Raw genomic sequence first — 25,774 nt, 5'->3', positions numbered from 1 at the left:
ATGGCGCTGTCACACCGACTGGCAGGAACCGAGGGTTCACGCCAACTCAGGCCACCCCTGAATTAACCTGCCGCGTTGCGCGAGGTTGCGCGCTTTGGCATAAAAAACAACCGGCTTCCGTGGGCGCGGCGGCCGGCCAAGCGGGACGTCATGAAGAACGGGCTGTATTCTATCCACGTCACCCTGCTCGACGGGCGCGTCGGCAAGGGCAGCGGTGTGATCCTTTTCCGCGACGGCCAGATTTTCGGCGGCGACGCCTATCTCTATTACACCGGCACCTACACGGTGAGGGACGACGTGTTCAAGGGCGAGGTCCTGGTGCAGCGCCACACCACGCCGCGTGACACCGACAACCCGCTGTTCGGAGGCCCTGCCCCGGTCGGCATCGGCGTTTCCGGCACCTTCACGGATACGCGCGCGACCATGAACGGGACCGCACTGGTCGGCAAGGCGAGCTTGATCTTCAGCGCGACGCTGCACAAGCTAACGGATATCAACTAGGCGCATCGCCGCGCAAGGCACCATCCCCGTCATTGAGAGGAGCAATACGAAGCAATCCATGACGGAGTTTGCTGCGCCTACTGCGCAATGGATTGCTTCGCTTCGCTCGGCATGACGTGAGTAGAGCGGCACGCACAGCCCGCAGCGCGAGTGCACGGCCCCCGCCGTGTCTCAGGTCGCTCCGTGCGCCTCGACGTAGAGGGCGTAGATCGAGTGACAGGCCGCCATATAGAGGCGGTTGTTCTTGGGGCCGCCGAACGTCAGGTTCTCGCAACGCTCAGGCAGGCGAATGAAGGCGAGCGGTTTGCCCTGGGGGCTGAACACCATCACGCCGTCGAGATCCTCTGGCTTTCCCCTGAGCTGATAGACCTTGCGGCCGTTGACCTCGGTCGGTTCGGACTGCAGCGCTCCGTTGCTTCCCCAACCGCACCAGAGATTGGCGTCGCGATCGACGCGGAAGCCATCCAGTGAGCCCTGATCGGCGGCGTCGATCAGCTTCGTCCTGGTGCCGACCGTGCCATCCGGATTGACGTCGTAGCTCCAGATGCTGCGGTTCGGCGTGCGCTTCCATTCGACGACGTAGAGCTTCTTCTCGTCCGGCGAGAACGCAAGCCCGTTGGGATTGACGAGATCGGTGATGACGGCCGTCAGCTTGCCGTCGGTGCCGATGCGGAACACGTTGGTGTTGGCCTGTTCGGGCTTGGCCTTGAAGCCCTCCCACTCGCCAGCAATGCCGAACACCGGATCGGTGAACCAGATCGTATCGTCCGACTTCACCACGATGTCGTTGGGCGCGTTGAGGCGCTTGCCCTCGAAACTGTCGGCGAGCACGGTGATCTTGCCGTTCTTCTCGGTGCGCGTGACCCGCCGTGTGACGGAATGCTCGCAGGTGACGAGCCGCCCCTGACGGTCGCGGGTGTTGCCGTTGGCAAAATTGGCCGGACTGCGGAAGATGCTGAGGCTGCCGTCCTTCTCGCTGTATTTCATGATGCGGTTGTTGGGGATGTCGCTGAACAGGAGATAGCCGCCTTCGGGGAAATAGACGGGCCCCTCCGCCCAGCGCATGCCGGTGGCGACCTGCTCCAGCGTGCTGCTGTAGAGCCGGTATTTCGCAAAGCTCGGATCGAGGATCTCGACGGCCGGATCCGGATAGCGCTGATTGGGCTTGAACGGGAACGACTGCGCCATCGCAGGGCCAGCCACCGCGCTTGCCACGCCGGCGCCGATGCCGGCGATCAGGTTGCGACGCGAGATCATGTCGTTCCTCCCCTGCTGCTATCGCCCACTGACCGAAGGTCGATTGAGGGAGCGGTACGGGCGTCGCTCGGAATGGTCCAATTCCCTTCCGGTATCGATCGATACTGATCGAATATCGATCTTGCGCGATAGCGGCTCCTTCCCGTTGGTCTGTCACCGCCCTACAGAACTTTAACCCGTCACCCCCGGGCAACGGCTTTGCCGTTGTCGCTGGAGGAGCGCGGCGTGCGCGCGCCTCAGGATGACGCGGTTAGAGCAAACGGCCGCGGCAAATATCGGCGAGGTAGCCTACTCCGCCGCCAGCTCCAGCGGCGCGACGCGGGGCAGGACGATCTGGATGCGCGTGCCCTGGCCCGGTTCTGAATCAAGGTGGAGCCGTCCGCCAAGGCGCGTGGTGACGATGCTGTAGACGATGTGCAGGCCAAGCCCGGTGCCGCCCTGATCGCGCCGGGTGGTGAAGAACGGGTCGAAGGCGCGGCGGCGCACGTCGAGGCTCATGCCGCAGCCATTGTCGGCGAAGATCACCTCGACATGGTCCTTGCCCAATGCGCGCACCTGGATATCGACGTCTCCGGCCCTGCCGTCCGGAAACGCATGCGCGACCGAGTTGAGAAACAGATTGGTCAGCACCTGGCCGTACGGTCCGGGATAGGAGTTCATGATCAGGCTCGGCTCGCAATCGACGTTGAGCGTCAGATTGTGCTTGCGCAGGCCGGGCCGCAGGCTCATCACCACCTGCTCGGTGAGATCGCCGAGATCGAACGTTCGCTGGTCCGAATAGTTGCGATCGGCCGCGACCTGCTTGAACGACTGGATCAGCTCCGCGGCGCGATTGAGATTGGCGACGAGCTGCGACGACGCATCACGGGCCGTTCCCAGGAACTCGTTGAGGCTGGAGCGGCGCAGATCGCCACGCTCGACCTGGCCTGCGAAATTCGCTGTCTTGCGCTCGAGCGCGGACGCCACCGTCAGGCTGATGCCGACGGGGTTGTTGACCTCATGCGCGACGCCGGCCACCAGCCGCCCGAGCGCGGCAAGCTTCTCGGCCTCGATCAGCGAGTTCTGGGTCTCGCGCAGATTGCGCAGCGCGGCTTCGGCGGAATCCTTCGCCTTGCGCATCTCCTGCTCGGAGCGCTTGCGTTCGCCGATGTCGAGCGCGACCGTGACGATGTTCTCGATCTCGCCCTGCGTGCCCAGGATCGGCAACTTGTTGACCAGCCATTGCCGCATGTTGCCGGCGGCATCCTTGTATTCCTCCTCGTAGAAGCCGAGCTCGCGGCGCGCCGACAGCACGCGCTTGTCGTTCTCGTCGGTCTTGGCGCCGCCGTAGCGCGACATCAGCTCGGTGGTGGTCTGGCCGATCGCATCCTGCGGCTCGATGCCGAAGATGCCCGCCATGTAGCGGTTCATCAGCACGTAGCGCAGATTGCGGTCCTTCACGTTGATGACGGCGGGCACCGTGTCGATGACCATCTGGAGCAGGCGGCGGCCTTCGGCGATCGCGTCCTCGGCGCGCTTCTGGTCGGTGATGTCGCGCACCGTCCCCTCGTAGCGGATCACCTCGCCCTCATCGTTGCGCACCGCGGTGGCCGAGTCGGACAGCCACAGCACGGTGCCGTCGCGCGAGCGCACCTGGTACTCGTAGTCGCGCACCATGCCGTCGCGATGCATCAGCTGCTGATATCGCGCGCGGGCCGCCCGATCCACATAGACGGCAGAGGCGATGTCGTCGATGCCGTTGATCAGGTCCTGCGGCGTGGCGTAGCCCATCATCCGCGCCAGCGCCGGGTTGGCGTTGAGCAGCGTGCCGCCCGGCGTGGTCACATAGATGCCGTCGACGGAGGACTCGAACAGCTTGCGGTAGCTCTCCTCGGCGAGCCGCTGCTCGGCAAGGGCGCGCAACGCGGCCTCGCGTGCACTGTCGGCGTCGACAAGCGTCTGGCGGAACACCTCGGCGGCGCGCGCGATATCGCCGATCTCGTTGTCGAGATCCGCGCCCGGGATAAACGCGCTCTTCTCGCCGCCTGCGACCCTGCGGATCGACCCGGCGATCCTGGCGAGCGGCCGGACGGTACGGCGAACCACCAGCACCGCCGCGAACAGGCCGATCAAAACGCCCGCCGTGCCGAGCACGATGCTCTGCCATTTCGCTTCCGCCAGCGTGCGCGCGAAATCCCGCGACAGCACGTGCCCGCGCCGCGTACTGAGCTCGCGCAACAGCTCGGTGACGCGCTGGATCAGCCGCCCCTCTTCGCCGAGCACCTCCCTGTCGATGTCGGCGATCTGGCCCTCGCGCACCGAGATCGCGATGATCGCCTCGGCATATTTATCGACGGCCGTCCGCAGCGCCGGATCGGCAATCGTCATCGCGCGCATGCTCTGCGCGCCCTGCTCGGCCGCGGACGTATTATGCGCAAGCAGCGCAGTGCCGATGCGACTCTGGATTTGCGACAGCGCGGTCGCCATCGCCGGATCGGAGCTCGCGGCGATCGCTTTGTCGAAGGCGTCACGCAGCGGGGGCAGCGCGGCGACCAGTTCGGCGCGACTGCTGAGCAGCGCCGAGATGCGCTCGATGCCGCTGCGATAGGTCGCAAGCCGCTGGGTGACGCCGTCGATCATGTCCTGCTGTTCGGGAGCGAGCTCGATGCGGGTCTTCTTCAGGATCTCGCTCAGCGATTGCGCCGCCTCCGCGACCTGCACCGACTGGCTGCCCGGTTCGGTGACAAAGTCCCGCGCAGCCAGCCGCAGCTCGTTCATGCGCCGGTCGATATCCTCGGCGATGTCGCCGACGCTTTGCAGCCGCTGCAGTTCGGCAAAGGTCGCATCGATGTGACGGATCGCGACCACACTCGCGGTAGATGTGATGATGATCACAGCCAGGACCAGCAGGAAGCTGCCGAACGTGAGTTGGCCGATCGAGAGGGAAAACGCTCGCGGCGCTTGCGAATTCGGCGGCAGTTCTGCAGTCATGTCATCGAGGCCGGGATCCAGTTGGCCCGCAATATACGGGAAATTACGGGCGTTTGGGAACATGCCGACGCGGATCAACAAGCCGCCTGTGCGGCGAAGGTGATTTGCGTCACGCTGGTGAAGCACTTTGCCCCAATCCGGGACCCGCACGGCGGTGCCGGCTTCCGGTCGTAGCGACAGCGCTCTGAAGCTGGCCGTGTCAGGCCGCTGCCATGCTGGGCTGGCGCGGGGTGGTGGTCATGCCGCGGATTCCGTCTCGGTCATTGAGACGGAACCTACAATGCGGAGACACGAAATATTTCGCTGCTCAACGAAGTGTGCCGGCAGCCCCGCCCTCTCCCCGTCATGGCCGGGCCACGTCCCGGCCATCCACGTCTTCGACGCGCGGCGAACAAGACGTGGATGCCCAGGTCATCTTGCTAACTAAGACGCGCTTCGCGCTTTTGCCCGGGCAAACGATGGTGAGGCAGGCGCGGACGACGCCCTACCCCGCTGCGCCGACCTCGAAGATCTCGCCGTCATAGCCGGCTTCCTTGGGGATGCGGAGCTGGCGGCCGGTCGCGGTCTTGGTCATCACGGGCATCACCGTGACGATCGACATGCCCTCGGCATCGGCGAGCGCGGCCTGCACGCTCGCCTGCTTGCCGAGCCGGATCAGGTTGCGGGTGGTCGGGAACGGCAGCTTGAAGCGCCCGGACTCGCCGCCCTCAAGCGCCTCGCGCGGCGACACCCAGATCGAGTCGGTGGATTCCTTGCCGTCATGTGCACCGAGCTGCTCCGGCGGAGCGGCGGCGAGGAAGAACCAGGTGTCGAATCGCTTCGGCATGCCCTCCGGCGTGATCCAGTGCGCATAGGGCACGAGCTCGTCGAGCGCCAGCACCATGCCGTTGTCGGCCAGGATCTTCTGGAACGTGATCTTGCCCTCGTTCAGATCAGCGCGATGGGCGTGCGCGATTTCGCTCGCCCGCCTGGCCTCGACCAGGTCCTTCGAGCCCTTCGGCCGCGCCAGCAGGATGCCGCTCTCCTCGAAGGTCTCGCGGATCCCGGCGATGCGGAAACCGAGCGCGTCGGGGTCGAGCCCTGCCCCGCCGGAATAGAGCGCGGGACTCGCCGCGATCTCCTTATCGTTCTTGTCGACGCTGCCGCCCGGAAACACCAGCGCACCCGAGTTGAACTCGATCTGGTGATGGCGGACCATCATGAAGACTTCGATCCCGTCGCGGCTATTGCCGCTGACGTCGCGTGACGACGTGGCGTCACGCAGCAGCAACACGGTCGACGCAAGGCGCGGGGCTACGATCTCGGTCATAAAGGGGCTAGCCTGCTGCGCTGGATTGGGGTTGCAGGTTGGCGCGGCGGTCCACGCGGGCCACGCGCGACAACAGATAGTCCACCTCCGCCCTCGCCTGCGGCGTGATGACCGCACCCGGCTTGCGCTGGGCGCTGGAGGAGATGATGCCGCGCTTCTGCAGCACGTATTTGCGCACGGTGAGGCCGACGCCGGGCTGCTGCTCGTAACGGATCAGCGGCAGATGCGCATCGAACAGATCGTGCGCGGCATCGCGCTTGCCGGCCTTGGACAGGTTGACGACATCGATCAGGAGTTCAGGGAAGGCGTAGCCGGTCATCGCGCCGTCGGCGCCGCGCTCCATCTCGAAATCGAGGAACAGGCCGCCATTGCCGACCAGGATGGACAGCGGCCGCAGCGAGCCGTCCTTCTGGAAGTTGCGCAGTGTCGAGATCTTCTCCAGGCCCGGCCAGTCCTCGTGCTTGAGCATCACGCAGGACGGACTGTCCATCACGATCTTGCGGATCACGGCGGGCGTGAACACGACCGTCAGCGTCAGCGGATAATCCTGCAGCACCCAGGGAATGTCGTCGCCGATCGCATCCTGCGCCTGCTTGAAATAGGTGACGATCTGGTCGTCGGTGCGCAGGCTCGGCGGCGGCGCGATCATGACGCCGGCGGCGCCCGCGTCCATCGAGGCCTTCGCCAGCGACCGCATCGAGGCGAAGCCCGGCGCGGAGACGCCGACGATCACCTGCAGCTTCTTGGCGCGCTTGACGAAGCGGAGCGCGACCTGCTGGGCCTCGGCGGCATCGAGCTTCGGTGCCTCGCCCAGGATGCCGAGCACCGTGACGCCGTCGCAGCCGACCTCGGTGTAGAAATCGGTCAACCGGTCGATGGATGTCTCGTCGATGCGGCCGTCGTCATGGAACGGGGTCGGCGCGATCGCAAAGGTTCCTGCGGCCTGGGCGGTGAGCTTCATGATGAGGTCCTCGTTGGGTATCCGGGGCGGGCCATCCGGCGCCGCCCCGGCCCCTATAGCATGGGTCAGAACCGCCGCGCGCCCATCTTGATCTGTTCCTCGGAGAAGAAGATCTCCTTGGCATGGGTGACGATGTCCTCGGCCTTCCAGCCGGTAAATGGCGGCTTCCAGCCCTCCATTTCCATCATCCGCATCTCGCGGACGCCGCGCGGGCCCGAGACGCCGAGCACCTTGCCGGTCTGGTCGCCCGACAAGTCGCTGACCATGTATAGCACTGCCGGCGCGATGCCGTCCGGACCGAGCGCCGCACCCGGGTTCTCCTTGTAGCGGGGCAGGTCTGCAGTCATGCGGGTCAAGGCGCCCGGCGCCAGCGTCCAGATCCGGATGTTGTACTTGCGGCCCTCGATCGCCAGCACGTTGGAGAGGCCCCAGATGCCACCCTTGGCCGCGCCGTAATTGGTCTGGCCGAAATTGCCGATCAGGCCGGAGGTGGACGACGTGTTGACGATAACGCCGCCGCCATTGTCGCGCATCCATTTGAACACCGGCTGGGTGCAGCAGAAGGTGCCCTTCAGATGCACCTTCATCACCTTGTCCCAGTTCGCTTCCTTGGCCTTGTGGAAGGTCTCGTCGAGCAGGATGCCGGCATTGTTGACCAGGATGTCGGCGCGGCCGAAATTCTTGATGGCGTCGTCGAACACTGACTGGCCGCCGGCCATGGTCGAGATGTCGGCGCCGTTGGCGACCGCGCGGCCGCCCTCGGCCTTGATCGCGTCGACCACCTTTTGTGCCATCGACTTGTCGGAACCCGAGCCGTCGCGCGGCCCACCGAGGTCGTTGACCACCACCGCCGCGCCCTCGCGCGCGAACAGCTTTGCGTAGGCTTCACCAAGTCCGCCACCGGCGCCCGTGATCAGCGCCACCTTGCCGTCGAGTAATCCCATGGTTGCTTCTCCGTTTTGTTCTTGGTTTTTCTCCGTCATGGCCGGGCTCGTCCCGGCCATCCACGTCTTCTGTCTCCGCGGAAAGAAAGACGTGGATGCCCGGCACAAGGCCGGGCATGACGACACAAGTCAGACCACAGCCTGCGACATCGTTACGCCAGCACCGTCTTGCCGTTCCTGATCACGGTGACGCCGCGCGACCTCACCTTGGCCTCGAACGAGACCACATTGCCGTCCTTCCACAACTCCATGGTCACGGTCTCGCCGGGAAACACCGGCGAGGAGAACCTCGCCACGTGCTGCTTGAAGGCGGACGGATCGTAGTCGGCATAGGTCTGCAGCACGCCGCGGCAGGTGATGCCGTAGGTGCACATGCCGTGCAGGATCGGCCGCGGGAAGCCGGCCTTCTTCGCAAACTCCGGATCGGAGTGCAGCGGATTGCGGTCGCCGCACAGACGGTAGATCAGCGCCTGGTCGGGCCGCGTCGTAATGTCGACCACCTTGTCGGGGGCGCGCTCCGGCACCTTGTGCGGCTCGGGCTGGCCGTCCGACGGTCCGCCAAAGCCGCCGTCGCCGCGGGCGAAACGCGACGCGACCAGCGTGGCAAGCTTCTCGCCCTTCTCGTCGTTCAGCACGGTCTGGTGGCGGATCACCGCGCCCTTGTCCTTGCCCTTGTCGAAGACGTCGAGCACCGTGGAGTCGGCGGTGATGTGGGCGGCTGTCGCGAACGGCTTGTGGAAGGTGATGTCACGCTCGCCGTCGACCACCATCACGCGGTTCAGATTCATCTCGCCGGGCCCGGCGCCCCACGCGGCCACCGACGCGAAGGTCGGCACCACCTTCAGCGGACGCGGCGTCAGCGTGCCCTCATTGACGAAGGCGAGCTCCTTCTCGTCCATCGGATCGGCCCCTAAGCCGATGCCGTAGGCATAGAGCATCACGTCGCGGTCAGTGTAGCTGTATTTCTGGCCGAGATTTTTCAGGGCCATCAGCTGTTCGTACACGATCGGCATTGTTGTTTTCTCCCCGAACTTCTTTCCTTCAGCGCGGTACCCGTTGTTGAGCCCTCTCCCCTTGCGGGAGAGGGCCACACCGGTTGCGCAACGAACTCCTCAGGGAGAGGGGTTGCCTCCACAGACGCATCTCTCTCGCGGAGAGAAACCCCTCTTCCGGCAGCCTTCGGCTGCCACCTTCCCCCGCAAGGGGGGACGGTACTTCTTAGGCCGGCGTGAAGAACGGCAGCGGCGCGCCGTCGGTCGGCTTCCACACCACCTTCACCTTCTGGCCGATCGTCACCTTCTCCAGGTCGCAATCGACGATGTTGGTCTGCAGCGACGGACCTTCCTTCAGCGTCACATAGGCGATCGCATAGGGACCGGTCGGCGACTTCCGCATCAGGCTGTAGGTGTAGACCGTCGCCTCACCGCTCGCCTCTTCCCACACCGTCTTGTCGGAGAAGCAGAACGGGCAGATCGCGCGCGGGAAGTAATGCGCTTCGCCGCAAGTGTTGCAGCGCTTGATCATGAACTTGCCCGCCTTCGCCGCCTCCCAGAACGGCGCGGTCTCCGGGTTGGTCACCGGGGCATTGTACTTCTTGGCTTCAGACATTACGCACGCTCCAGAATGCAGGTTGAGGCGGCGTGGCGAACGCCGAGCAGACCGCCGGTGCCGTGGGCGATGGCGAGGTCGCAGTTCGGCACCTGCACCTTCGGATGCGCTTCGCCGCGCAGCTGACGGACGGCCTCGAGGATCTTGGTCATGCCGCCGCGGTTGACGGGGTGGTTGCTGCAGAGGCCGCCGCCATCCGTGTTGAACGGCAGCTTGCCGACGCCCGAGATCAGATTGCCGTCGGCGACGAACTTGCCGCCCTCGCCCTTCTTGCAGAAGCCGAGGTCTTCGAGCTGCATCAGCACGGTGATGGTGAAGCTGTCGTAGATCGAGGCGTATTTGATGTCCTTCGGCGTCACGCCCGCTTCTTCGAAGGCGCGCGGGCCGGACCACACGCCGGCGGAGTACGTCAGATCGAGATCCTTGCCGCCGCGCGGACCCTTCATCGCCTCGCCATGGCCGATCAGCCGGACCAGCGGCTTCTTCAGGCTCTTGGCGATCTCGGGCGTGGTGACGATCATCGCGCCGCCGCCGTCGGTGACGACGCAGCAATCCATGCGGTGCAGCGGGTCGGAGATCATCGGCGAGTTCAGAACGTCCTCGACCGTCACAACCTCCTTCAGCATCGCATGCGGGTTGTATTGCGCGTGATGCGAGGCCGCGACCTTGATCCAGGCGAGCTGCTCGGAGGTGGTGCCGTAGTCGTGCATGTGACGCATGGCACACATGCCGTAGGCATTATGCGTGGTAGCCCCGTAGGCGGACTCGAAATCGAGCTCGGCGCCGGCGGCACGCGGCGGCATCGGGCCGGTGCGCGGCTTGCCCGCCAGCGTGACCAGCGCGACCGAGCACTTGCCGGCGGCGATCGCCTCGGCGGCATGGCCGAGATGGATCAGATAGGAACAGCCGCCGGTCTCGGTGGAATCGACGTGGCGCAGCTTCTTGGTGTTGAGGCCGAGATAATCGACCATCGGCCACAAGCCGCCCGGCGCATCGCCGGCAAGGAAATAGCCGTCGATATCGTCCTTGGTAAGCCCCGCGTCCTCGAGCGCGCCCTTGGCGACCTCGGCGTGAAGCTGTGCAGTTGATTTGTCGGGTGCGTGCCGGGTGGGATGTTCGTAGATCCCGGCAATGTAGGCTTTGCCCTTGATGGTCAAATCGTTCTCCGCTGGCGTTCTTAACCGTCCAGCGTTTTTCTGAACTGCCCGCGCGACCTTGGCAAGCGCGGAAATATTCCGTCAGGCGAGACTGCGATCGCCGGCCGCCACATACTCGACCTCATCCTGAGGAGATCGCGAAGCGGTCGTCTCGAAGGATGGGCCACAGGCAAGATCGAGGCCTCATGGTTCGAGACGGCGCTATACGCCTCCTCACCGCGAGGGTCAGCTCACTCTGCCGCCATCTGCCGCGGTGCCGGCGGCGGGTTGGCGAGGTCGGCGGCGAGTTGCGCGTAGCGAACCTTTGGCCGAACTAATGATGCTTTTCCAGAACGATCACCGGTCCGAGCGACGCGCACGGCCACATCGTCGCGACATAGCAGTAGCTGCCGGGATAGTTGCAGACGTCAAAGCGATCAGCGTCTAAAGCCACCAGTCGATACTTCACTTCGTCCTTCCAGAACGCAAAACGATCGTCTGCGGATATCCACCGCAAAGGAAGTCCTGCGTCGGCAACCACGAAAGTCGAGCCATCCTGCAGAAGCCGAACGATTTCCGTTTCGCCTGCCCGTTCCCCACGGCGCGCGTCTAACGGTCCATTATCGTTCCAAAGTTCTTCGAGAGGCGCCTGCGTGACGATCCTCTTGGTCAAGTCCATCCGCCGCCCCCATACGCGTGACGTCCGCAAGCATAGCAACCGAAGCTGCGGGCCACGCTGCGCCAAACCACCTCACCGATTGAACTGCCCTACTCCGCCGCCATCTGCCGCGGTGCCGGCGGTGGATTGGCGAGGTCGGCGGCGAGTTGCGCGTAGCGAACCTTTGCCTCCGCGATCGCCTTCTCCTTCACCGGGCCGTAGCCTCTGATGCGATCGGGCAGCGACAGCAGTTCAACCGCGATGTCGTGATTGAGCGGCGATAGCAGGCTGAGCACGGTTGCGACATCCTTCTCGTAGCCCGTGATCAGATCGCGCTCCAGCTTGCGATCGGCGTTGTAGCCGAAGATGTCGAGCGGCGTGCCGCGCAGGAAGCGGAATTTCGCCAGCACCTTGAAGACGGACATCATCCAGGCGCCGAACGCGCGCTTCTTCGGCCGGCCCTGCGCATCGAGACCGCCGCCGAGGATCGGCGGCGCGAGATTGAAGCTGAACTTGAACTCGCCTTCGAACTGGTCGCGCAACTGCTTCTCGAAATGGCCGTCGGTGAACAGACGCGCCACCTCGTACTCGTCCTTGTAGGCGAGCAGCTTGGCGTAGTTGATTGCGACCGCGCGCGGCAGCGCCTCGCCAAAGCCGCCCTTGGTCGCGGCCTCACGGACCTGGTCGACCAGCTTGCGGTAACGCTTCGCCAGGCGCGAGCTCTGGTAGTCGGTCAAGAGCGCCATGCGGTGGCTTATGATCTCATCGAGCGACATCGCGTCCAGTGTCTTCGGCGGAACGACGTCGTCCTGATCCTTCAGCATCGCGGCCAGACGCGCCGGATCGGCGGCGGCGAGCCGCCCCAGTTCGAACGCCTGCGTGTTCATCTTGATCGAGACGCCGTTGACCTCGATCGCCTTCTCGATCGCCTCAGCCGACAGCGGCAGCAAGCCGCGCTGATAGGCGAAGCCCAGCATCATGATGTTGGTGGCGATGCTGTCACCGAGCAGCGCCTCGGCCGGCTTGGTGAAGTCGAAGAAGGTGGAGTCCTTGCGTAGCTCGGTCTCCAGCACGCTGTTGACCTTGCGGGTCTGGAAGTTGAAGTCGCGGTTCAGGATGAAATCGGCGGTCGGGATCACGTGGCTGTTGATGACGCCGACGGTGCGGCTCGCATCGCAGAGCGTGATGGTGTCCTTCGAGGCCGCCACCACTTCGTCGGCGGCAAGCACGAGATCGGCCGTGCCGGTCACGATACGCGAGCAAGTCACGTCAGCGGTGTGTTCGGAGAGCCGAACGTGGCTCAGCACCGCCCCGCCCTTCTGCGCGAGGCCGGACATGTCGAGGATCATGCTGGCCTTGCCCTCGATATGGGCCGCCATGCCGAGCAGCGCGCCGATCGTCAGCACGCCGGTGCCGCCGACACCGCCGACCGCGATGTTGTAGGGCCGGTCCAGCGCAGGCTTCGATGCCGGCTCTGGCAGGTCGCCGATCGCGCCGAGATCGGGCGGCGCGCGCCGCCTCAGCTTGCCGCCGTCGACCGTGACGAAGGACGGGCAAAAGCCCTTCACGCAGGAATAATCCTTGTTGCAGGTCGACTGGTTGATGGTGCGCTTGCGGCCGAGCTCGGTCTCCAGCGGCTCGACCGAGATGCAGTTCGACTGCACCGAGCAGTCGCCGCAGCCTTCGCAGACCGCCGGATTGATCAGCACGCGGCGCGGCGGATCCTCCATCAGGCCGCGCTTGCGGCGGCGGCGCTTCTCGGCCGCGCAGGTCTGCACGAACACGATCGCCGACGTGCCCTTGTACTCGCGGCACATCTTCATGACGTTTTCGAGCTCGTCGCGATGGTACAGCTTGACGCCGGGCGCGATCGTATCGGCGGGATAGGCGTCGGGATTTTCCGAGACCAGATAGATCTCGCGGATGCCCTCGGCGTGGAGCTGGAAGGTGATCTGCTGCGGCGAGAGATCGCCGTCGTGGCGCTGACCGCCGGTCATTGCGACGGCGTCGTTGTAGAGGATCTTGTAGGTGATGTTGGCCTTCGAGGCGATCGCCTGGCGGATCGCGAGAATGCCCGAATGGAAGTAGGTGCCGTCGCCGAGATTGGCGAAGATATGGTTCTCGTTGGTGAACGGCGCGATGCCGACCCACGGCACGCCCTCGCCGCCCATATGGGTGAAGGTCTCGGTGGAGCGGTTCATCCACAGCGCCATGAAGTGACAGCCGATGCCGGCGAGCGCGCGGCTGCCCTCGGGCACCTTGGTCGAGGTGTTGTGCGGGCAGCCCGAGCAGAAGTACGGCACACGGGTGACAGGGGCTGTCGCCTGCATCTGCGTCGACTGGCGGCCGTTGAACCAGTCGGCCTTGGCGCGCAGCATCTCTGCGATTTCAGGATTGAGATTAAGTCGAAGAAGTCGCTCGGTCAGCGAGCTCGCCAATGAGGCAACGCTGAGCTCGGCGGCAAAGGTGAGAAAGCGCTTGTCGTGATCGTCCATCTTGCCGACGATGCGCGGGCGGACGTCGTCGCGCCAGTTGAAGAGCTCCTGCTTGACCTGGTTCTCGACGATCTCGCGGCGTTCCTCGACGATGAAGATCTCCTCGAGACCGACCGCGAAGTTGCGCACGCCTTCCGGTTCCAGCGGCCAGGGCATGCCGATCTTGTAGAGGCGGATGCCGATCTTGGCGGCGATCTCAGGCGTGATGCCGAGCTCGCGCAGCGCCTGGCGGATGTCCTCGTAGCTCTTGCCCGAGGCCATGATGCCGTAGCGCGCGTTCGGCGAATCCATGGTGACGCGGTTGACCTTGTTGGCGCGGGCAAAGGCGATCGCGGCGAAGCCCTTGTAGTCCTGCAGCCGGCGGTCCTGCTCGAAGCGGTCGTCCGGCCAGCGGATGTTCAACCCGCCCGGCGGCAGCTCGAAATCGGTCGGGATCACGAACGGCGTCATCTCGTCGGTGAGGTCGATCTCGGCCGTGGTCTCGACCGTCTCGGTAATCACCTTCATGCCGACCCAGCAGCCGGAGTACCGCGACATCGCGATACCCAGCAGGCCCATCTCGATCATTTCATGGATGCTGGAGGGGTAGAGGTAGGGCATCAGCGCGGAGATGAAGGCGTGGTCGGACTGATGCGGGACGGTGGAGGACTTTGCGCCGTGGTCGTCGCCGGCGAGGCAGAGCACCCCACCATGCTTGGCCGAGCCTGCGGCATTCCCGTGGCGGAACACGTCGCCGCAGCGGTCGACGCCGGGGCCCTTGCCGTACCAGATGCCGACGGCTCCATCATACTTGGCGCCGGGCGACAGCCCGAGCTGCTGCGAGCCCCAGATCGCGGTGGCAGCTAAGTCCTCGTTCACGCCGGGCTGGAACTTGATGTTGTACTGCTCGAGATGCTTGCGGGCGGCGAACAACTGCTGGTCGTAGCCGCCGAGGGGAGACCCGCGATAGCCGGAGATGAACCCTGCGGTGTTGAGACCGGCCGCGCGATCGCGCCTGATCTGCGCCATGGGCAGGCGGACCAGCGCCTGGATGCCGGTCAGGAAGACGTGGCCGGTGTCTTGGGTGTATTTCTGGTCGAGACTGATAGGCCCTTGGTTGATTCCCATTTAGCCCTCTTTTCGTTGGTCGCGACGACCGGTTTTTAGCTAGTCATCCGAGCTGGTTAGAACCAGTCTATGTCGGATTTTTCGCAGCGCGCAGCACAATTCTGAGCAAGGAAGCCCGGCATTCAAAAATCGCAATATCGTGCCGGGAATATCCGAGCGTCGTTTCGGTTTCTGTCGCAAGGCGGGCCTGCGGCGAAATGGCGTAACGCGGCTTGTGGGCCGCACGGTGCAAGAATGGGGCAGCGACGTCGAACGACGGGTGCGATTCTGGCAGCTCTGCTGTTGTGCAGTGCGTTCGCGGCGCGCGAATGTGCGGCCGAGCCATCCGACGACATGGTTGCCCACGGCAAGGCGCTGACGATCGCCGGCGATTGCGCGAGCTGCCATACCGCCGACCCGGCAAAGCCCTTTGCCGGCGGCAAGCGGATCGACACGCCCTTCGGCGCCGTGTTCTCGCCGAACCTGACGCCCGACCGCGATACCGGCATCGGGGGCTGGAGCGACGACAACTTCCTGCGCGCGCTGCGCACCGGCGCCTCGCCCGACGGCACGCACTACTATCCCGCCTTCCCCTACCCCTATTTCACCAGGCTGATCCGCGACGACATTCTGGCGATCCGCGCCTATCTCGCGACGCTTGCGCCTGTCGCCAACAAGGCGCCGCCGCCGGAGCTGCGCTGGCCGCTGAACTACCGCGTGTTGATGCGGGCCTGGGATTACCTCTTCTTTACGCCCGGCATCATCCAGCCGGATCAGGGCAAGAGCCCCGAATGGAATCGCGGGCGCTATCTTGTCGAGGGCCTCGCCCATTGCGGCGCCTGCCACACGCCGAAGAACGTCTTCGGCGCCGACCGGCACGACCAGGCGTTCGGCGGCAGCATGGTCCAGGGCATGTTCGCGCCAAGGCTCGATGAGGCCGATCGCAGCGGGCTGAAGTCCTGGAGCGTCGACGACATCGTCGAATATCTGCAGAGCGGCCGCAACGGGCATAGCCACGCCGGTCCGCCGATGTCGGAGGTGGTCGTCAATTCGACCTCGAAGATGAGCGACGCCGACGTGCGCGCGATCGCGGTCTACCTCAAGAGCCTGCCTGCCGGCGCGCCGGAGCCCGAGGTCCCCCCGCCCTCGCCGGCGCAAATGAGCGACGGCGAGCAAATCTACCGCGGCGCCTGCGTCTCCTGCCACGAACTCGATGGTTCGGGCTCGCCGCGGATCTACCCGCCGCTCCCCGGCAACGCCAATCTGCAGTCGGCCAATCCTGCGAGCACGCTGCGCATCATCCTCGATGGCGCGCAGACCGTGACCACGCCGCGGGCGCCGAACGCAGGCTCAATGCCGTCCTATCCCAAGCTGACGGACCAGCAGATCGCCGACGTCGCGACCTATATCCGCAATTCCTGGGGCAATGCTGCGCCGGCAGTGACGGCGGACGAGGTCGCGAAGGCGCGGCAGGCGAAATAATTCGTCACCGCTCCTCGCCATTGAACACGAATTTCGGCATCTCCCATTTGTAGCGGATCGCGAGCAGACGCAGCGTCAAGCCAAGCGCGAATGTCAGCAGGGTCCAGAGCTGGTCGTTGAGCTCCAGGCCGAACGCGGTCGCGTAGAACAGGCCGGTGACGACGGAAACGCTGGCGTAGAGCTCGCTGCGAAACAACAGCGGCACCTCGTTGCAGAGGATGTCGCGCAGCACGCCGCCGGCGCAGCCCGTGATCATACCGGCGACGATCACGATCGGCAGCGAGGCGTCGACCTGCCACGCCACATCGCAGCCGGCCATCGTGAACACCACGAGCCCGATCGCATCGAGCACGAGGAATGCGAGGTTGAGCCGATGCACCAGCCGCGCCAGCAGGATGGTGGCGAAGGCCGCAACCGCCGCGATCGCAAGGTAGATCGGGTGCGCGACCCAGAGCAGCGGGTAATGGCCGAGCAGCACGTCGCGGATGGTGCCGCCGCCAAGCGCCGTGATGGCCCCGAGCATGCAGACGCCGGCCCAATCCATGCTGCGCTTGCCGGCGGCGAGCGCCGCCGTCATCGACTGCGCCGCGACCGCGATAAACGAGAGCACGTGAAGCACCGAGTCGGTGGGCGGCAAGGTCCACATCGCGAAAAAACCTCATGAAACAGGCGTCAGGAACCGGGAATCGGCGGTTCCGTCATGAGCAGGTTGCAACATTGACGCGGAACATCCTCAGGCGCCAGCCATTGTCCCCTGCGTTTAGTTTTGGGGTGCTAACGGAGGAACAATTAATGACCTACGATCCCAACGATCCGCGTCACGCCAACCTGACCGATGAGGAATTCCACCGTCAGGCGCGTTTCAACAGTTTGGATAACGAACTGCAGCCGGATCCGGAACTCGGAGAAGGTCCGGTGAGCGGCACCAAGGTCGCCATGTTCGCAGTCGCGGTCGCCGTGGTGCTGGGCGCGCTGTTCTATGGACTGAACAACACATCGGTGAACCAGGCAGGCACGACACCGCCCGCGCAGACCGCGCAACAGAACCCGGCCAACCCGGCCGCGGCGCCTCCGGGCATGCGTGACGTGACGCCGAAGCCGAACACCCAGCCCGGCACGACCACGGGTGCGGCGCCGGCGCAGCCTGCAACGCCGCCGTCGGGCGCGAATCCGGCTGACATGAACAAGTCCGACGCGAACAAGCCCGCTGCGCCGCCGGCCAGCAATGCGAAATAACGACCGACGCGTCGAATAAACTCCCGGCAGCGGGCCCCATCGGCCCGCTGCTTTTTTGCGCTTGATTACTTGAACATCTTGTTCAGCTCGCCGCCGGGATAGCCGTTGGCGAACTCGGTGAAGGTGCCCTTCTCGGCCATCTCCTTCGCTGCCTTCATCACGCCGGCCCAGGCCATCCGCGCCAGCGAGCCTCCGACGCTGATCCGGCGCACACCGAGATCGCCGGCTTCCTGCAGCGACAGGCCCGGTGCGCCAATCAGGAGATTGACCGGCTTCGGCGCCACCGCTTTCACGACGGCCGAAATCTCGTCCTTGGTCTTGATGCCCGGCGCATAGAGAACGTCGGCCCCGGCGGCCGAATAGGCCTGCAACCGCTCGATCACCAGCTTGAGGTCCGGCTGGCCCCACAGAAACGCTTCGCAGCGCCCGGTGAGCAGGACCCCGCTGTTGTCGGCGTCGATCGCCTTGCGCGCCGCCTTGATGCGCTCCACCGCGAGCTCAAAGTCGAACAGCGGCTTGGCTGCGTCTCCAGTGGAGTCCTCGATCGACAGCCCGGCGACGCCGGTCTTCACGCCGCGCGCGACGTTGACCGCGACCTTGTCGGGCTCCACCGCAAAGCCGCCCTCATAGTCCGCATTGACGGGAATATCGACGGCCGCGCACACCGCGGTCAGATGGTTGCAGACGTCATCGACGGTGACGCGGTTGTCGGCCTTGCCGATGGTCCAGGCAAAGCCGGCGCTGGTCGAGGCCAGCGCCTTGAAGCCGAGATGCTGCAATGCCTTGGCGCTGCCGACATCGAACGGGTTCGGAATGATGAAGCATCCGCTCTCATGCAACTTCTTGAAGGCGGCGCGTTTGTCAGCAGTTGTCAGCATCGTTTTCTCCCTGAGCCTGGTTGGCCGCGCAGAGATAGGCACGCGCGCTTCTGCGCGCCAGAGCTTCGGTTCTGACTGAGCGAGAATCGAAGCTCTCGATGTTGTTGCGGCGCGTTGCCTTCGCGAACCGCACGCACCTCGCCTGACGGCGCTCTAGCATTACAGTTGTAATTTTTGCTTGAGATGCGCTTTGCGCGCGTTGGCTTGATGAGCCCTGCGCCAGGATGACCATGCGAGGATGTGGGCATGCGGGATGCGCCGCTGGGCGAGCTTCATGGCGATGCGGCGGATTTCCGGGATCGACCAGCGGATCAAGAACGATGCTTCGGTCGGGGCCGCGGTCGCGTTTTTTTAAGCAATGCTCCGGTGTTGGCCCGATGACGGATGACGGCCATCGTGGCGAAGGCAAGCATGACCAGTGAGACATGGCGATGCCAGCCATGCCAGGAGCGGGTTTCGTTGTGATCAAGACCGAGCTCGTTCTTGGCGGTTTCGAAGCTGTCTTCGATGGCCCAGCGATGGCCTTCCACGGATACCAGCTTCTGCATGGACGTGCCCTTGGGGCACCATGTGGAGAAGAAGGCTAAGCTGTTGTCGGCAATATTGCGGCGGATCAGAAGACCTCGGGTCCATTCCCCGGCAAGGTCGTCGTTGTATTCGCCGGCGTCGAGATCGGCCAGCTCAAGATAGGCCCAGTCGTGCCAGCGCGGACCTTTGGTTCCTTCGCCGGACGGCAGGCGGCGCCAGGCCTTCTTGGGAAGGCTCTGCGCGATCGTAGAGGCAGTGCCGGCGACAGGCTGCTGCTTGCCCCAGGAATAGAACACGTGATTGGAAGCAACCCCCAGAACATAGCCTTTGCCCGCCTTGCGCAGCAGGGTTTCGATCGCTCCCGTGCCATACACGCTGTCCGCTGCTACGAACGAGAACGGCACCTTTGCGGCGATCGCGCGAGCGATCATTTGATGCGCGATCCGGGGCTTCGTCGCAAAGCTCACATCGCTCGGGACATGTGCGGCCTTCAGGCGAGCGGGTTCGTCCGTCCATTCCTTTGGCAGGTAGAGCGCCCGATCGATGAAGGCATGGCCATGCCGCGACACATAGGAGGCAAACACTCCGATCTGGCAATTGGTGATCTTGCCCGCCGAGCCAGTGTACTGGCGCGCGACCCCACACGAGGCCTTGCCCTGTTTCAAAAAGCCGGTCTCATCGATGACCAGAACCGCGTCCTCGTCACCCAGCGTTTCCAGCGCGTACTCACGTACAATATCGCGCAGCGCGTCGGCATCCCACTGCCCCCGACCCAGAATCGCCTGCTGGCGCCACGGGCCTGGATCGCCAGCCGCTTCCGCCCGCATCCAACCCGTCTTGCGCGGCTCGTTGCCCAACAGTCCGTCGAGAAATTGCCCCGCCGAGGCCGCGACCCGCTCTTGCGTAAACAGCGGACGGATGCGTTGCTTGGCATCTCGCAACGACGAAGCCCACAGCGTCAGCGTATCCTCAACCGACGCGCCACCAATCATCAGATCCCGAATCATGGTCGCCCATAGATTCAGAACCTTCAGGAAGATGCAACTGTAATGCTAGGCAGTGTGGACTCTAAGGATTCCCTTTTGAGAGCAAATCAGATTCAAGGCTGCTTTTGGGGAGGCAGTCTTGGGTGTGATGGATCGTTTGGTGTTGAGCGACGCGGCCTGGGAGCGCATGGCGCCGCTGATCATCGGCCGGCCCGACCAGAAGGGCTCGACCGGGCGAGACAACCGGATGTTCGTGGAAGGTGTGCTTTGGATCGTGCGGACCGGCTCTCCCTGGCGTGATCTTCCGGAGGTGTTCGGGGACTGGAACAGCGTGTTCCGGCGCTTCAGCCGATGGAGCACCAAGGGTGTTTGGTGGCGGATCTTCGAGGCGATGTCCGACGACCCAGACTTCGAATATCTAATCGTCGATTCCACCATCGTCCGGGCGCATCAGCACGCCGCTGGGGCGAAAAAAGGGGGCCTGAAGATCAGGCGCTTGGCCGCTCGCGCGGCGGCCTGAGCACGAAGATCCATATGGCCGTTCGCGGTCTTGGATGTCCTGTCCGGTTCACGCTCACCGCAGGCCAGAAGGGCGATGCACCGCAAGCCGCCGCATTGATCGAGGGACTGCCCGCCGAGGTCGTCATCGCCGACACAGCCTATGACGCCGACCATTTGCGCCAAGACATCGCCGCCAAAAAGGCGCTCGCCGTGATCCCCAACAACCCGTCACGCGCGCTCAAATATCCGCTCGACAAGCATCTCTATGCCCAGCGCCATCTCGTGGAATGCTGCTTCTCCAAACTCAAGCAGTTCCGTCGCGTCGCTACCCGCTTCGAAAAAACCGCCCGAAATTACCGAGCCGTCGTCACTCTCGCCGCCATCGTCCTATGGATGCGATAAGTGTCCACACTGCCTAGCATTACAGTTGCATCTTCCTGAAGGTTCTGAATCTATGGGCGACCATGATTCGGGATCTGATGATTGGTGGCGCGTCGGTTGAGGATACGCTGACGCTGTGGGCTTCGTCGTTGCGAGATGCCAAGCAACGCATCCGTCCGCTGTTTACGCAAGAGCGGGTCGCGGCCTCGGCGGGGCAATTTCTCGACGGACTGTTGGGCAACGAGCCGCGCAAGACGGGTTGGATGCGGGCGGAAGCGGCTGGCGATCCAGGCCCGTGGCGCCAGCAGGCGATTCTGGGTCGGGGGCAGTGGGATGCCGACGCGCTGCGCGATATTGTACGTGAGTACGCGCTGGAAACGCTGGGTGACGAGGACGCGGTTCTGGTCATCGATGAGACCGGCTTTTTGAAACAGGGCAAGGCCTCGTGTGGGGTCGCGCGCCAGTACACTGGCTCGGCGGGCAAGATCACCAATTGCCAGATCGGAGTGTTTGCCTCCTATGTGTCGCGGCATGGCCATGCCTTCATCGATCGGGCGCTCTACCTGCCAAAGGAATGGACGGACGAACCCGCTCGCCTGAAGGCCGCACATGTCCCGAGCGATGTGAGCTTTGCGACGAAGCCCCGGATCGCGCATCAAATGATCGCTCGCGCGATCGCCGCAAAGGTGCCGTTCTCGTTCGTAGCAGCGGACAGCGTGTATGGCACGGGAGCGATCGAAACCCTGCTGCGCAAGGCGGGCAAAGGCTATGTTCTGGGGGTTGCTTCCAATCACGTGTTCTATTCCTGGGGCAAGCAGCAGCCTGTCGCCGGCACTGCCTCTACGATCGCGCAGAGCCTTCCCAAGAAGGCCTGGCGCCGCCTGCCGTCCGGCGAAGGAACCAAAGGTCCGCGCTGGCACGACTGGGCCTATCTTGAGCTGGCCGATCTCGACGCCGGCGAATACAACGACGACCTTGCCGGGGAATGGACCCGAGGTCTTCTGATCCGCCGCAATATTGCCGACAACAGCTTAGCCTTCTTCTCCACATGGTGCCCCAAGGGCACGTCCATGCAGAAGCTGGTATCCGTGGAAGGCCATCGCTGGGCCATCGAAGACAGCTTCGAAACCGCCAAGAACGAGCTCGGTCTTGATCACAACGAAACCCGCTCCTGGCATGGCTGGCATCGCCATGTCTCACTGGTCATGCTTGCCTTCGCCACGATGGCCGTCATCCGTCATCGGGCCAACACCGGAGCATTGCTTAAAAAAACGCGACCGCGGCCCCGACCGAAGCATCGTTCTTGATCCGCTGGTCGATCCCGGAAATCCGCCGCATCGCCATGAAGCTCGCCCAGCGGCGCATCCCGCATGCCCACATCCTCGCATGGTCATCCTGGCGCAGGGCTCATCAAGCCAACGCGCGCAAAGCGCATCTCAAGCAAAAATTACAACTGTAATGCTAGCGTGCCTCGTGGACCGCGCGGCTATCCTTCGGCGCCTGCTCGCGCTCGTTCATGCCGTAGTCCCTGATCACGCTGGCGACGCGCAGGCGATAATTCTCGAAGATCCGGGCGCGGCCCTTGGCCTGGGTGCGGCGATGCTCGACCGTGTTGCGCCAGGCCTCGACCGCCGCCTCGTCGCGGAAGAACGACAGCGACACGAACTTGCCCTTCTCGGTGATGCTCTCGAACCGCTCGACAGAGATGAAGCCGTCGATCTCCTGCAGGATCGGCTTCAATTCGGCGGCCAGGTCGAAATATTGCTGCCGATGCTCCGGCTTCGGCCAGACTTCGAAGATCACGGCGATCATGGATGGCTCCGCTCTTATTGTGATGGACGCACTATAGCGCGACCTTGCGCAGAAAGGTCCGCTCCTCCGCCAGGATGAACCTGTTTTCTTCCGCGAAGTTGAAGTTCGCCACCCCCTCCTTGTCGGTGCGCAGCCGCGCCCGATAGGCCTCATAGGCGGCGAGATTCTCGAACGAGATCAGCGCAAACGCGATGTTGTTGGTGCCCTCGTGCGGCATCCAGTAGCCGATCAGATCGCCGCCGCAGCGCGGGATGATCGAGAGCCAGTTCCGCGAATACTCCTCGAACATCGCACGCTTGAACGGATCGAGCTGGTAGCGGATGAAGACGGTGACGGTCATGTGATGGCCTCCTGATTGTCCCGGTCATTGCAAGGAGACTAGCCGCTTGTCCGACGCCGATGCTTCGGCTAGTATCGAACTATGAAAGCAGGACCCGACATCTCCAGGATCGCTGCCCTCGTCGGCGATCCCGCGCGCTGCAACATGCTCACCGCGCTGATGACCGGCCGCGCCCTGACCGCGAGCGAGCTTGCGCAGGAGGCCGGCATTACGCCGCAGACAGCGAGCTCGCATCTGGCGAAGCTCGAGGCCGGCGGGTTGGTCGAGCCGGAAAAGCAGGGCCGCCACCGCTACTACCGCCTCACCGACCCGGACGTCGCCGATGTGCTCGAAGGCCTGCAGGGCATCGCCGCCCGCGCCGGCCATATGCGCGTGCGCACCGGGCCGAAGGATCCGGCGCTGCGCCGTGCACGCATCTGCTACGACCATCTCGCGGGCGATCTCGGCGTGCAGATGCTCGACAGCATGAAGCGGCAGAAGCTGATCCGCCAGACCAAGCAGGCGATCGAGCTCACCGGCGAAGGCAAGCGCTTCATGGCCGAGGAGCTGCAGATCGACGCCGACGCGCTCACGCATCCGCGCCGTCCCGTGTGCAAGGCCTGCCTCGACTGGAGCGAGCGACGACATCATCTCGCAGGGACCTTGGGTGCAGCCATGATGGACCGTTTCACGGAACTGAAATGGGCCGCGCGCGATGCCACGCCGGGCAGCCGCGTGGTCAATTTTTCGCGAAACGGCGAAAAGCGATTTGCCGCGCTGTTCGGGGCGGGCGAATAACGGCGCGCGTTCGACCCAGCGCCAGGCTGGCGCGCACGAACGCGTGACATCGCTTTCCGGAGCCTTCAATGAACTATCGTTCCTTCGCCGCGGCGCTGTTCGGCGCCGTGCTCGCCTTGCCCCTTGCGCACGCCTCCGCCGCCGAGCGCGAACCCTATGGCATCGGGCTCGAAGGCTTCCCCTATCCCTATCCCGTTCACATGCTGCCGCTGGTCAATGACGGCGAGCAACTGCGGATGGCCTATATGGACGTGGCACCGGCACAGCCGAACGGACGCGCCGTGGTGCTGCTGCACGGCCGCAACTTCCCCTCGAGCTACTGGGCGCCCGTCATCAAGACGCTGACCGATGCCGGCTATCGCGTCGTGGTGCCGGACCAGGTCGGCTTCGGCAAATCGTCGAAGCCCGAGGGCGATCTGCATTTCGACAACCTCGCGCGCAACACCGTCACCCTGCTCGATCATCTGCAGATCCCGAAGGCCAATGTCGTCGCGCATTCGATGGGCGGCATGGTGGCCGTCCGCATCGCCCGCGCCTATCCCGATCGCGTCAATCATCTGGTGTTGACCGCGCCGATCGGACTTGAAGACTACCGCCTCTATGTGCCGCCGACGCCGACCGAAAAGATCCTCGAGCACGAGGACAAGCTGACTGCGGACGGTTATCGCAAGCAGCTTGAGACCAATTATGCGCTGAAGCTGCCACCGGACCAGGTGACGCCGTTCATCGACGCGCGCTTCAACATCAAAGGCAGCGCCGAATATCCGCGCTGGCTGCACGCCTTCGTCGCTTCGGGGCAGATGATCTATCGCGAGCCCGTCGTGCACGAGATCCCGCTGATCACGCAGCCGACGCTGTTCATCATGGGCGCCGACGATCACAACGCACCGGGCCGGCCGAACGCACCGGAAGCGCTGCGGCCGAAGATGGGCCACAACGCCGATCTCGCCAAGGAGCTGGCGGCGAAGATGCAAAACGCGCGCGCCGAGGTGATTCCGAACACCGGGCATCTGGTGTTCCTCGAAGCGCGCGCGAAGTATGACGAATTGTTGCTGGGTTTCCTTGCGGCGCACTGACGCAGCCCCAAGCTGCAATGTTCATGTCGCATTCAGCCCGAGACGTTACGGTCGGCGACGGAAGGCACGGCTTCTGTAATGATCCGGCCGGGCGAATCGGGAGTGGATGATTGTTGCGGTGCCGCTAGCCGCGGCTCATATCGAAGGAGCAGACATGAAGTATCTTTTTGCAGCAGCAATTTTGGTCACGACCGCGTTCGCCGGAATGAGCGCCGCTGAAGCAGCGGGTGGATGCGGCCCCGGCTGGCATCGCGGACCCTATGGCGGCTGCGTCAGGAACCGCGGCCCTGTCGTGGTCGCTCCGGGCCCAGTCGTTGTTCGGCCGCCGGTTGTGGTGGCGCCGCGCGGGCGCATTTGCCCACGGGGCTTCGCCTGGCGCTACGGCCGCTGCCGCCCGATCTGATCGCGGCACGATACGATCAACAAAGCCCCGTCTCGTGCGGGGTTTTTCTTTTGCGATGCTTGTCTTTCGACCGCAGCATCACGTCATACAACCATCATGTCGCCATCGCCTCTTCGGCGAGCAGCAACAGATCGCGCGTGCGCGTCACGTCCGGCCAGTCGCGATTGAAATCGGCGACCAGCCGCTTCATGTGATCGCTGTTGACCGCGCGTTCGAGTGCCGCCTGGTCGGCGAACTGATACGTCGCCTGATGCAGCGACGGATCGCTCAGGCTCCAGCATCGCCACGCGCGCTGCGCGCCGAACGATTTCATCGCGTCAGGCAGATGCTCGCGCGAGTACCACGCATCGAAGGCTGGTCGCCTGGCGGCATCGGTGACGGTGGCGCGGACGACGAAATAGGCAGCAGGCATTGGGCTCCTCCACAATTTGTTCTCGTAGGGCGGGTTG

At 64.3% G+C, this 25,774-nt stretch carries 26 protein-coding genes; 9 read left to right on the top strand and 17 right to left on the bottom strand.

Going from position 1 to position 25,774, the window contains the following annotated elements; translation table 11 throughout:
- The first annotated feature begins 150 nt into the window (after positions 1-150).
- Positions 151-501, top strand: coding sequence for a GrlR family regulatory protein (locus MTX19_RS16535; protein ID WP_280984445.1), 351 nt, complete (start codon positions 151-153; stop codon positions 499-501).
- A 171-nt stretch (positions 502-672) separates the two neighbouring features.
- On the opposite strand, the gene MTX19_RS16530 is transcribed toward MTX19_RS16535, so the two are convergent.
- The 10 genes from MTX19_RS16530 to MTX19_RS16485 form a co-directional block, all read right to left on the bottom strand.
- Positions 673-1,758: an SMP-30/gluconolactonase/LRE family protein gene (locus MTX19_RS16530; protein ID WP_280984444.1), complete on the bottom strand. Its 1,086-nt coding sequence runs from the start codon at positions 1,756-1,758 to the stop codon at positions 673-675.
- Between the two features lie 288 nt (positions 1,759-2,046).
- A complete protein-coding gene (locus MTX19_RS16525) occupies positions 2,047-4,728 on the bottom strand; it encodes a PAS domain S-box protein (protein ID WP_280984443.1) in 2,682 nt (893 codons plus the stop codon).
- A gap of 484 nt (positions 4,729-5,212) precedes the next feature.
- Positions 5,213-6,037 (bottom strand): NUDIX hydrolase, encoded by an 825-nt coding sequence (locus tag MTX19_RS16520; RefSeq protein WP_280984442.1) that lies wholly within the window; start codon positions 6,035-6,037, stop codon positions 5,213-5,215.
- Between the two features lie 7 nt (positions 6,038-6,044).
- Positions 6,045-6,998, bottom strand: a complete 954-nt coding sequence (locus MTX19_RS16515; RefSeq protein ID WP_280984441.1) for a dihydrodipicolinate synthase family protein — start codon at positions 6,996-6,998, stop codon at positions 6,045-6,047.
- Between the two features lie 65 nt (positions 6,999-7,063).
- Positions 7,064-7,942, bottom strand: a complete 879-nt coding sequence (locus MTX19_RS16510; RefSeq protein ID WP_280977406.1) for an SDR family oxidoreductase — start codon at positions 7,940-7,942, stop codon at positions 7,064-7,066.
- A gap of 152 nt (positions 7,943-8,094) precedes the next feature.
- Entirely contained in the window at positions 8,095-8,955 is an 861-nt protein-coding gene (locus MTX19_RS16505) for a MaoC/PaaZ C-terminal domain-containing protein (protein ID WP_280984440.1), read from the bottom strand.
- A 205-nt stretch (positions 8,956-9,160) separates the two neighbouring features.
- The gene (locus MTX19_RS16500) at positions 9,161-9,550 is read right to left on the bottom strand and encodes a Zn-ribbon domain-containing OB-fold protein (protein ID WP_280984439.1); all 390 of its coding nucleotides are present in this window, start codon (positions 9,548-9,550) and stop codon (positions 9,161-9,163) included.
- Positions 9,550-10,707 (bottom strand): thiolase domain-containing protein, encoded by a 1,158-nt coding sequence (locus tag MTX19_RS16495; protein WP_280984438.1) that lies wholly within the window; start codon positions 10,705-10,707, stop codon positions 9,550-9,552. Before MTX19_RS16495 ends, MTX19_RS16500 begins: the two co-directional genes overlap by 1 nt.
- A 313-nt stretch (positions 10,708-11,020) precedes the next feature.
- Entirely contained in the window at positions 11,021-11,365 is a 345-nt protein-coding gene (locus MTX19_RS16490; RefSeq protein WP_280984437.1) for a hypothetical protein, read from the bottom strand.
- Positions 11,366-11,454: 89 nt separating this feature from the next.
- A complete protein-coding gene (locus MTX19_RS16485; protein ID WP_280984436.1) occupies positions 11,455-14,946 on the bottom strand; it encodes an indolepyruvate ferredoxin oxidoreductase family protein in 3,492 nt (1,163 codons plus the stop codon).
- Between the two features lie 234 nt (positions 14,947-15,180).
- Between MTX19_RS16485 and MTX19_RS16480 the strand changes: the two genes are divergently transcribed.
- Positions 15,181-16,407 carry a cytochrome c gene (locus MTX19_RS16480; RefSeq protein WP_280984435.1) on the top strand — a complete coding sequence of 409 codons (1,227 nt, stop codon included), beginning with the start codon at positions 15,181-15,183 and terminating at the stop codon, positions 16,405-16,407.
- Between the two features lie 4 nt (positions 16,408-16,411).
- Here MTX19_RS16480 and MTX19_RS16475 read toward each other — a convergent pair whose 3' ends face one another.
- Positions 16,412-17,053, bottom strand: a complete 642-nt coding sequence (locus tag MTX19_RS16475) for a trimeric intracellular cation channel family protein (RefSeq protein ID WP_280984812.1) — start codon at positions 17,051-17,053, stop codon at positions 16,412-16,414.
- Between the two features lie 146 nt (positions 17,054-17,199).
- Between MTX19_RS16475 and MTX19_RS16470 the strand changes: the two genes are divergently transcribed.
- Positions 17,200-17,643, top strand: coding sequence for a hypothetical protein (locus tag MTX19_RS16470; RefSeq protein ID WP_280984434.1), 444 nt, complete (start codon positions 17,200-17,202; stop codon positions 17,641-17,643).
- Between the two features lie 65 nt (positions 17,644-17,708).
- On the opposite strand, the gene MTX19_RS16465 is transcribed toward MTX19_RS16470, so the two are convergent.
- The 3 genes from MTX19_RS16465 to MTX19_RS16455 all read right to left on the bottom strand — a co-directional run bounded on the left by MTX19_RS16465 (position 17,709) and on the right by MTX19_RS16455 (position 20,056).
- Positions 17,709-18,521, bottom strand: a complete 813-nt coding sequence (locus tag MTX19_RS16465) for an isocitrate lyase/phosphoenolpyruvate mutase family protein (protein ID WP_280984433.1) — start codon at positions 18,519-18,521, stop codon at positions 17,709-17,711.
- Between the two features lie 159 nt (positions 18,522-18,680).
- Positions 18,681-18,836: a hypothetical protein gene (locus MTX19_RS16460; RefSeq protein ID WP_280980268.1), complete on the bottom strand. Its 156-nt coding sequence runs from the start codon at positions 18,834-18,836 to the stop codon at positions 18,681-18,683.
- Complete coding sequence (locus tag MTX19_RS16455) at positions 18,833-20,056, bottom strand: IS701 family transposase (RefSeq protein ID WP_280985451.1); 1,224 nt, start codon at positions 20,054-20,056, stop codon at positions 18,833-18,835. Before MTX19_RS16455 ends, MTX19_RS16460 begins: the two co-directional genes overlap by 4 nt.
- Positions 20,057-20,174: 118 nt before the next feature.
- Here MTX19_RS16455 and MTX19_RS16450 point away from each other — a divergent pair.
- From MTX19_RS16450 to MTX19_RS16440, 3 genes are all read left to right on the top strand, one after another.
- Positions 20,175-20,938 (top strand): IS5 family transposase gene (locus MTX19_RS16450; RefSeq protein ID WP_280985793.1). Its coding sequence is split into 2 segments (ribosomal slippage): positions 20,175-20,516 and positions 20,519-20,938, totalling 762 coding nucleotides; the frame shifts between segments, so codons are not numbered across the junction.
- Positions 20,939-21,000: 62 nt separating this feature from the next.
- Entirely contained in the window at positions 21,001-22,224 is a 1,224-nt protein-coding gene (locus MTX19_RS16445; RefSeq protein WP_280985451.1) for an IS701 family transposase, read from the top strand.
- A complete protein-coding gene (locus tag MTX19_RS16440; RefSeq protein WP_280980268.1) occupies positions 22,221-22,376 on the top strand; it encodes a hypothetical protein in 156 nt (51 codons plus the stop codon). The genes MTX19_RS16445 and MTX19_RS16440 overlap by 4 nt, the downstream gene beginning before the upstream one ends.
- Before the next feature lie 2 nt (positions 22,377-22,378).
- On the opposite strand, the gene MTX19_RS16435 is transcribed toward MTX19_RS16440, so the two are convergent.
- Both MTX19_RS16435 and MTX19_RS16430 read right to left on the bottom strand, forming a co-directional pair.
- Positions 22,379-22,729, bottom strand: a complete 351-nt coding sequence (locus MTX19_RS16435) for an antibiotic biosynthesis monooxygenase (RefSeq protein WP_280984432.1) — start codon at positions 22,727-22,729, stop codon at positions 22,379-22,381.
- Between the two features lie 31 nt (positions 22,730-22,760).
- Positions 22,761-23,069, bottom strand: a complete 309-nt coding sequence (locus MTX19_RS16430; RefSeq protein ID WP_280977396.1) for an NIPSNAP family protein — start codon at positions 23,067-23,069, stop codon at positions 22,761-22,763.
- A gap of 81 nt (positions 23,070-23,150) precedes the next feature.
- Between MTX19_RS16430 and MTX19_RS16425 the strand changes: the two genes are divergently transcribed.
- The 3 genes from MTX19_RS16425 (at position 23,151) to MTX19_RS16415 (ending at position 25,325) form a co-directional block, all read left to right on the top strand.
- Positions 23,151-23,846 carry a metalloregulator ArsR/SmtB family transcription factor gene (locus MTX19_RS16425; RefSeq protein WP_280984431.1) on the top strand — a complete coding sequence of 232 codons (696 nt, stop codon included), beginning with the start codon at positions 23,151-23,153 and terminating at the stop codon, positions 23,844-23,846.
- Positions 23,847-23,914: 68 nt separating this feature from the next.
- Positions 23,915-24,922, top strand: coding sequence for an alpha/beta hydrolase (locus MTX19_RS16420; protein WP_280984430.1), 1,008 nt, complete (start codon positions 23,915-23,917; stop codon positions 24,920-24,922).
- Between the two features lie 154 nt (positions 24,923-25,076).
- Positions 25,077-25,325: a hypothetical protein gene (locus tag MTX19_RS16415; RefSeq protein WP_280977393.1), complete on the top strand. Its 249-nt coding sequence runs from the start codon at positions 25,077-25,079 to the stop codon at positions 25,323-25,325.
- Positions 25,326-25,419: 94 nt separating this feature from the next.
- Here the strand turns inward: MTX19_RS16415 and MTX19_RS16410 are convergent, their stop codons facing one another.
- Complete coding sequence (locus MTX19_RS16410; protein ID WP_280977392.1) at positions 25,420-25,737, bottom strand: hypothetical protein; 318 nt, start codon at positions 25,735-25,737, stop codon at positions 25,420-25,422.
- Positions 25,738-25,774: the final 37 nt, after the last annotated feature.

The sequence above is a fragment of the Bradyrhizobium sp. ISRA464 genome (assembly GCF_029910095.1).
GTDB lineage: Bacteria > Pseudomonadota > Alphaproteobacteria > Rhizobiales > Xanthobacteraceae > Bradyrhizobium.
This window is presented reverse-complemented; position numbering and strand designations above follow the sequence as displayed.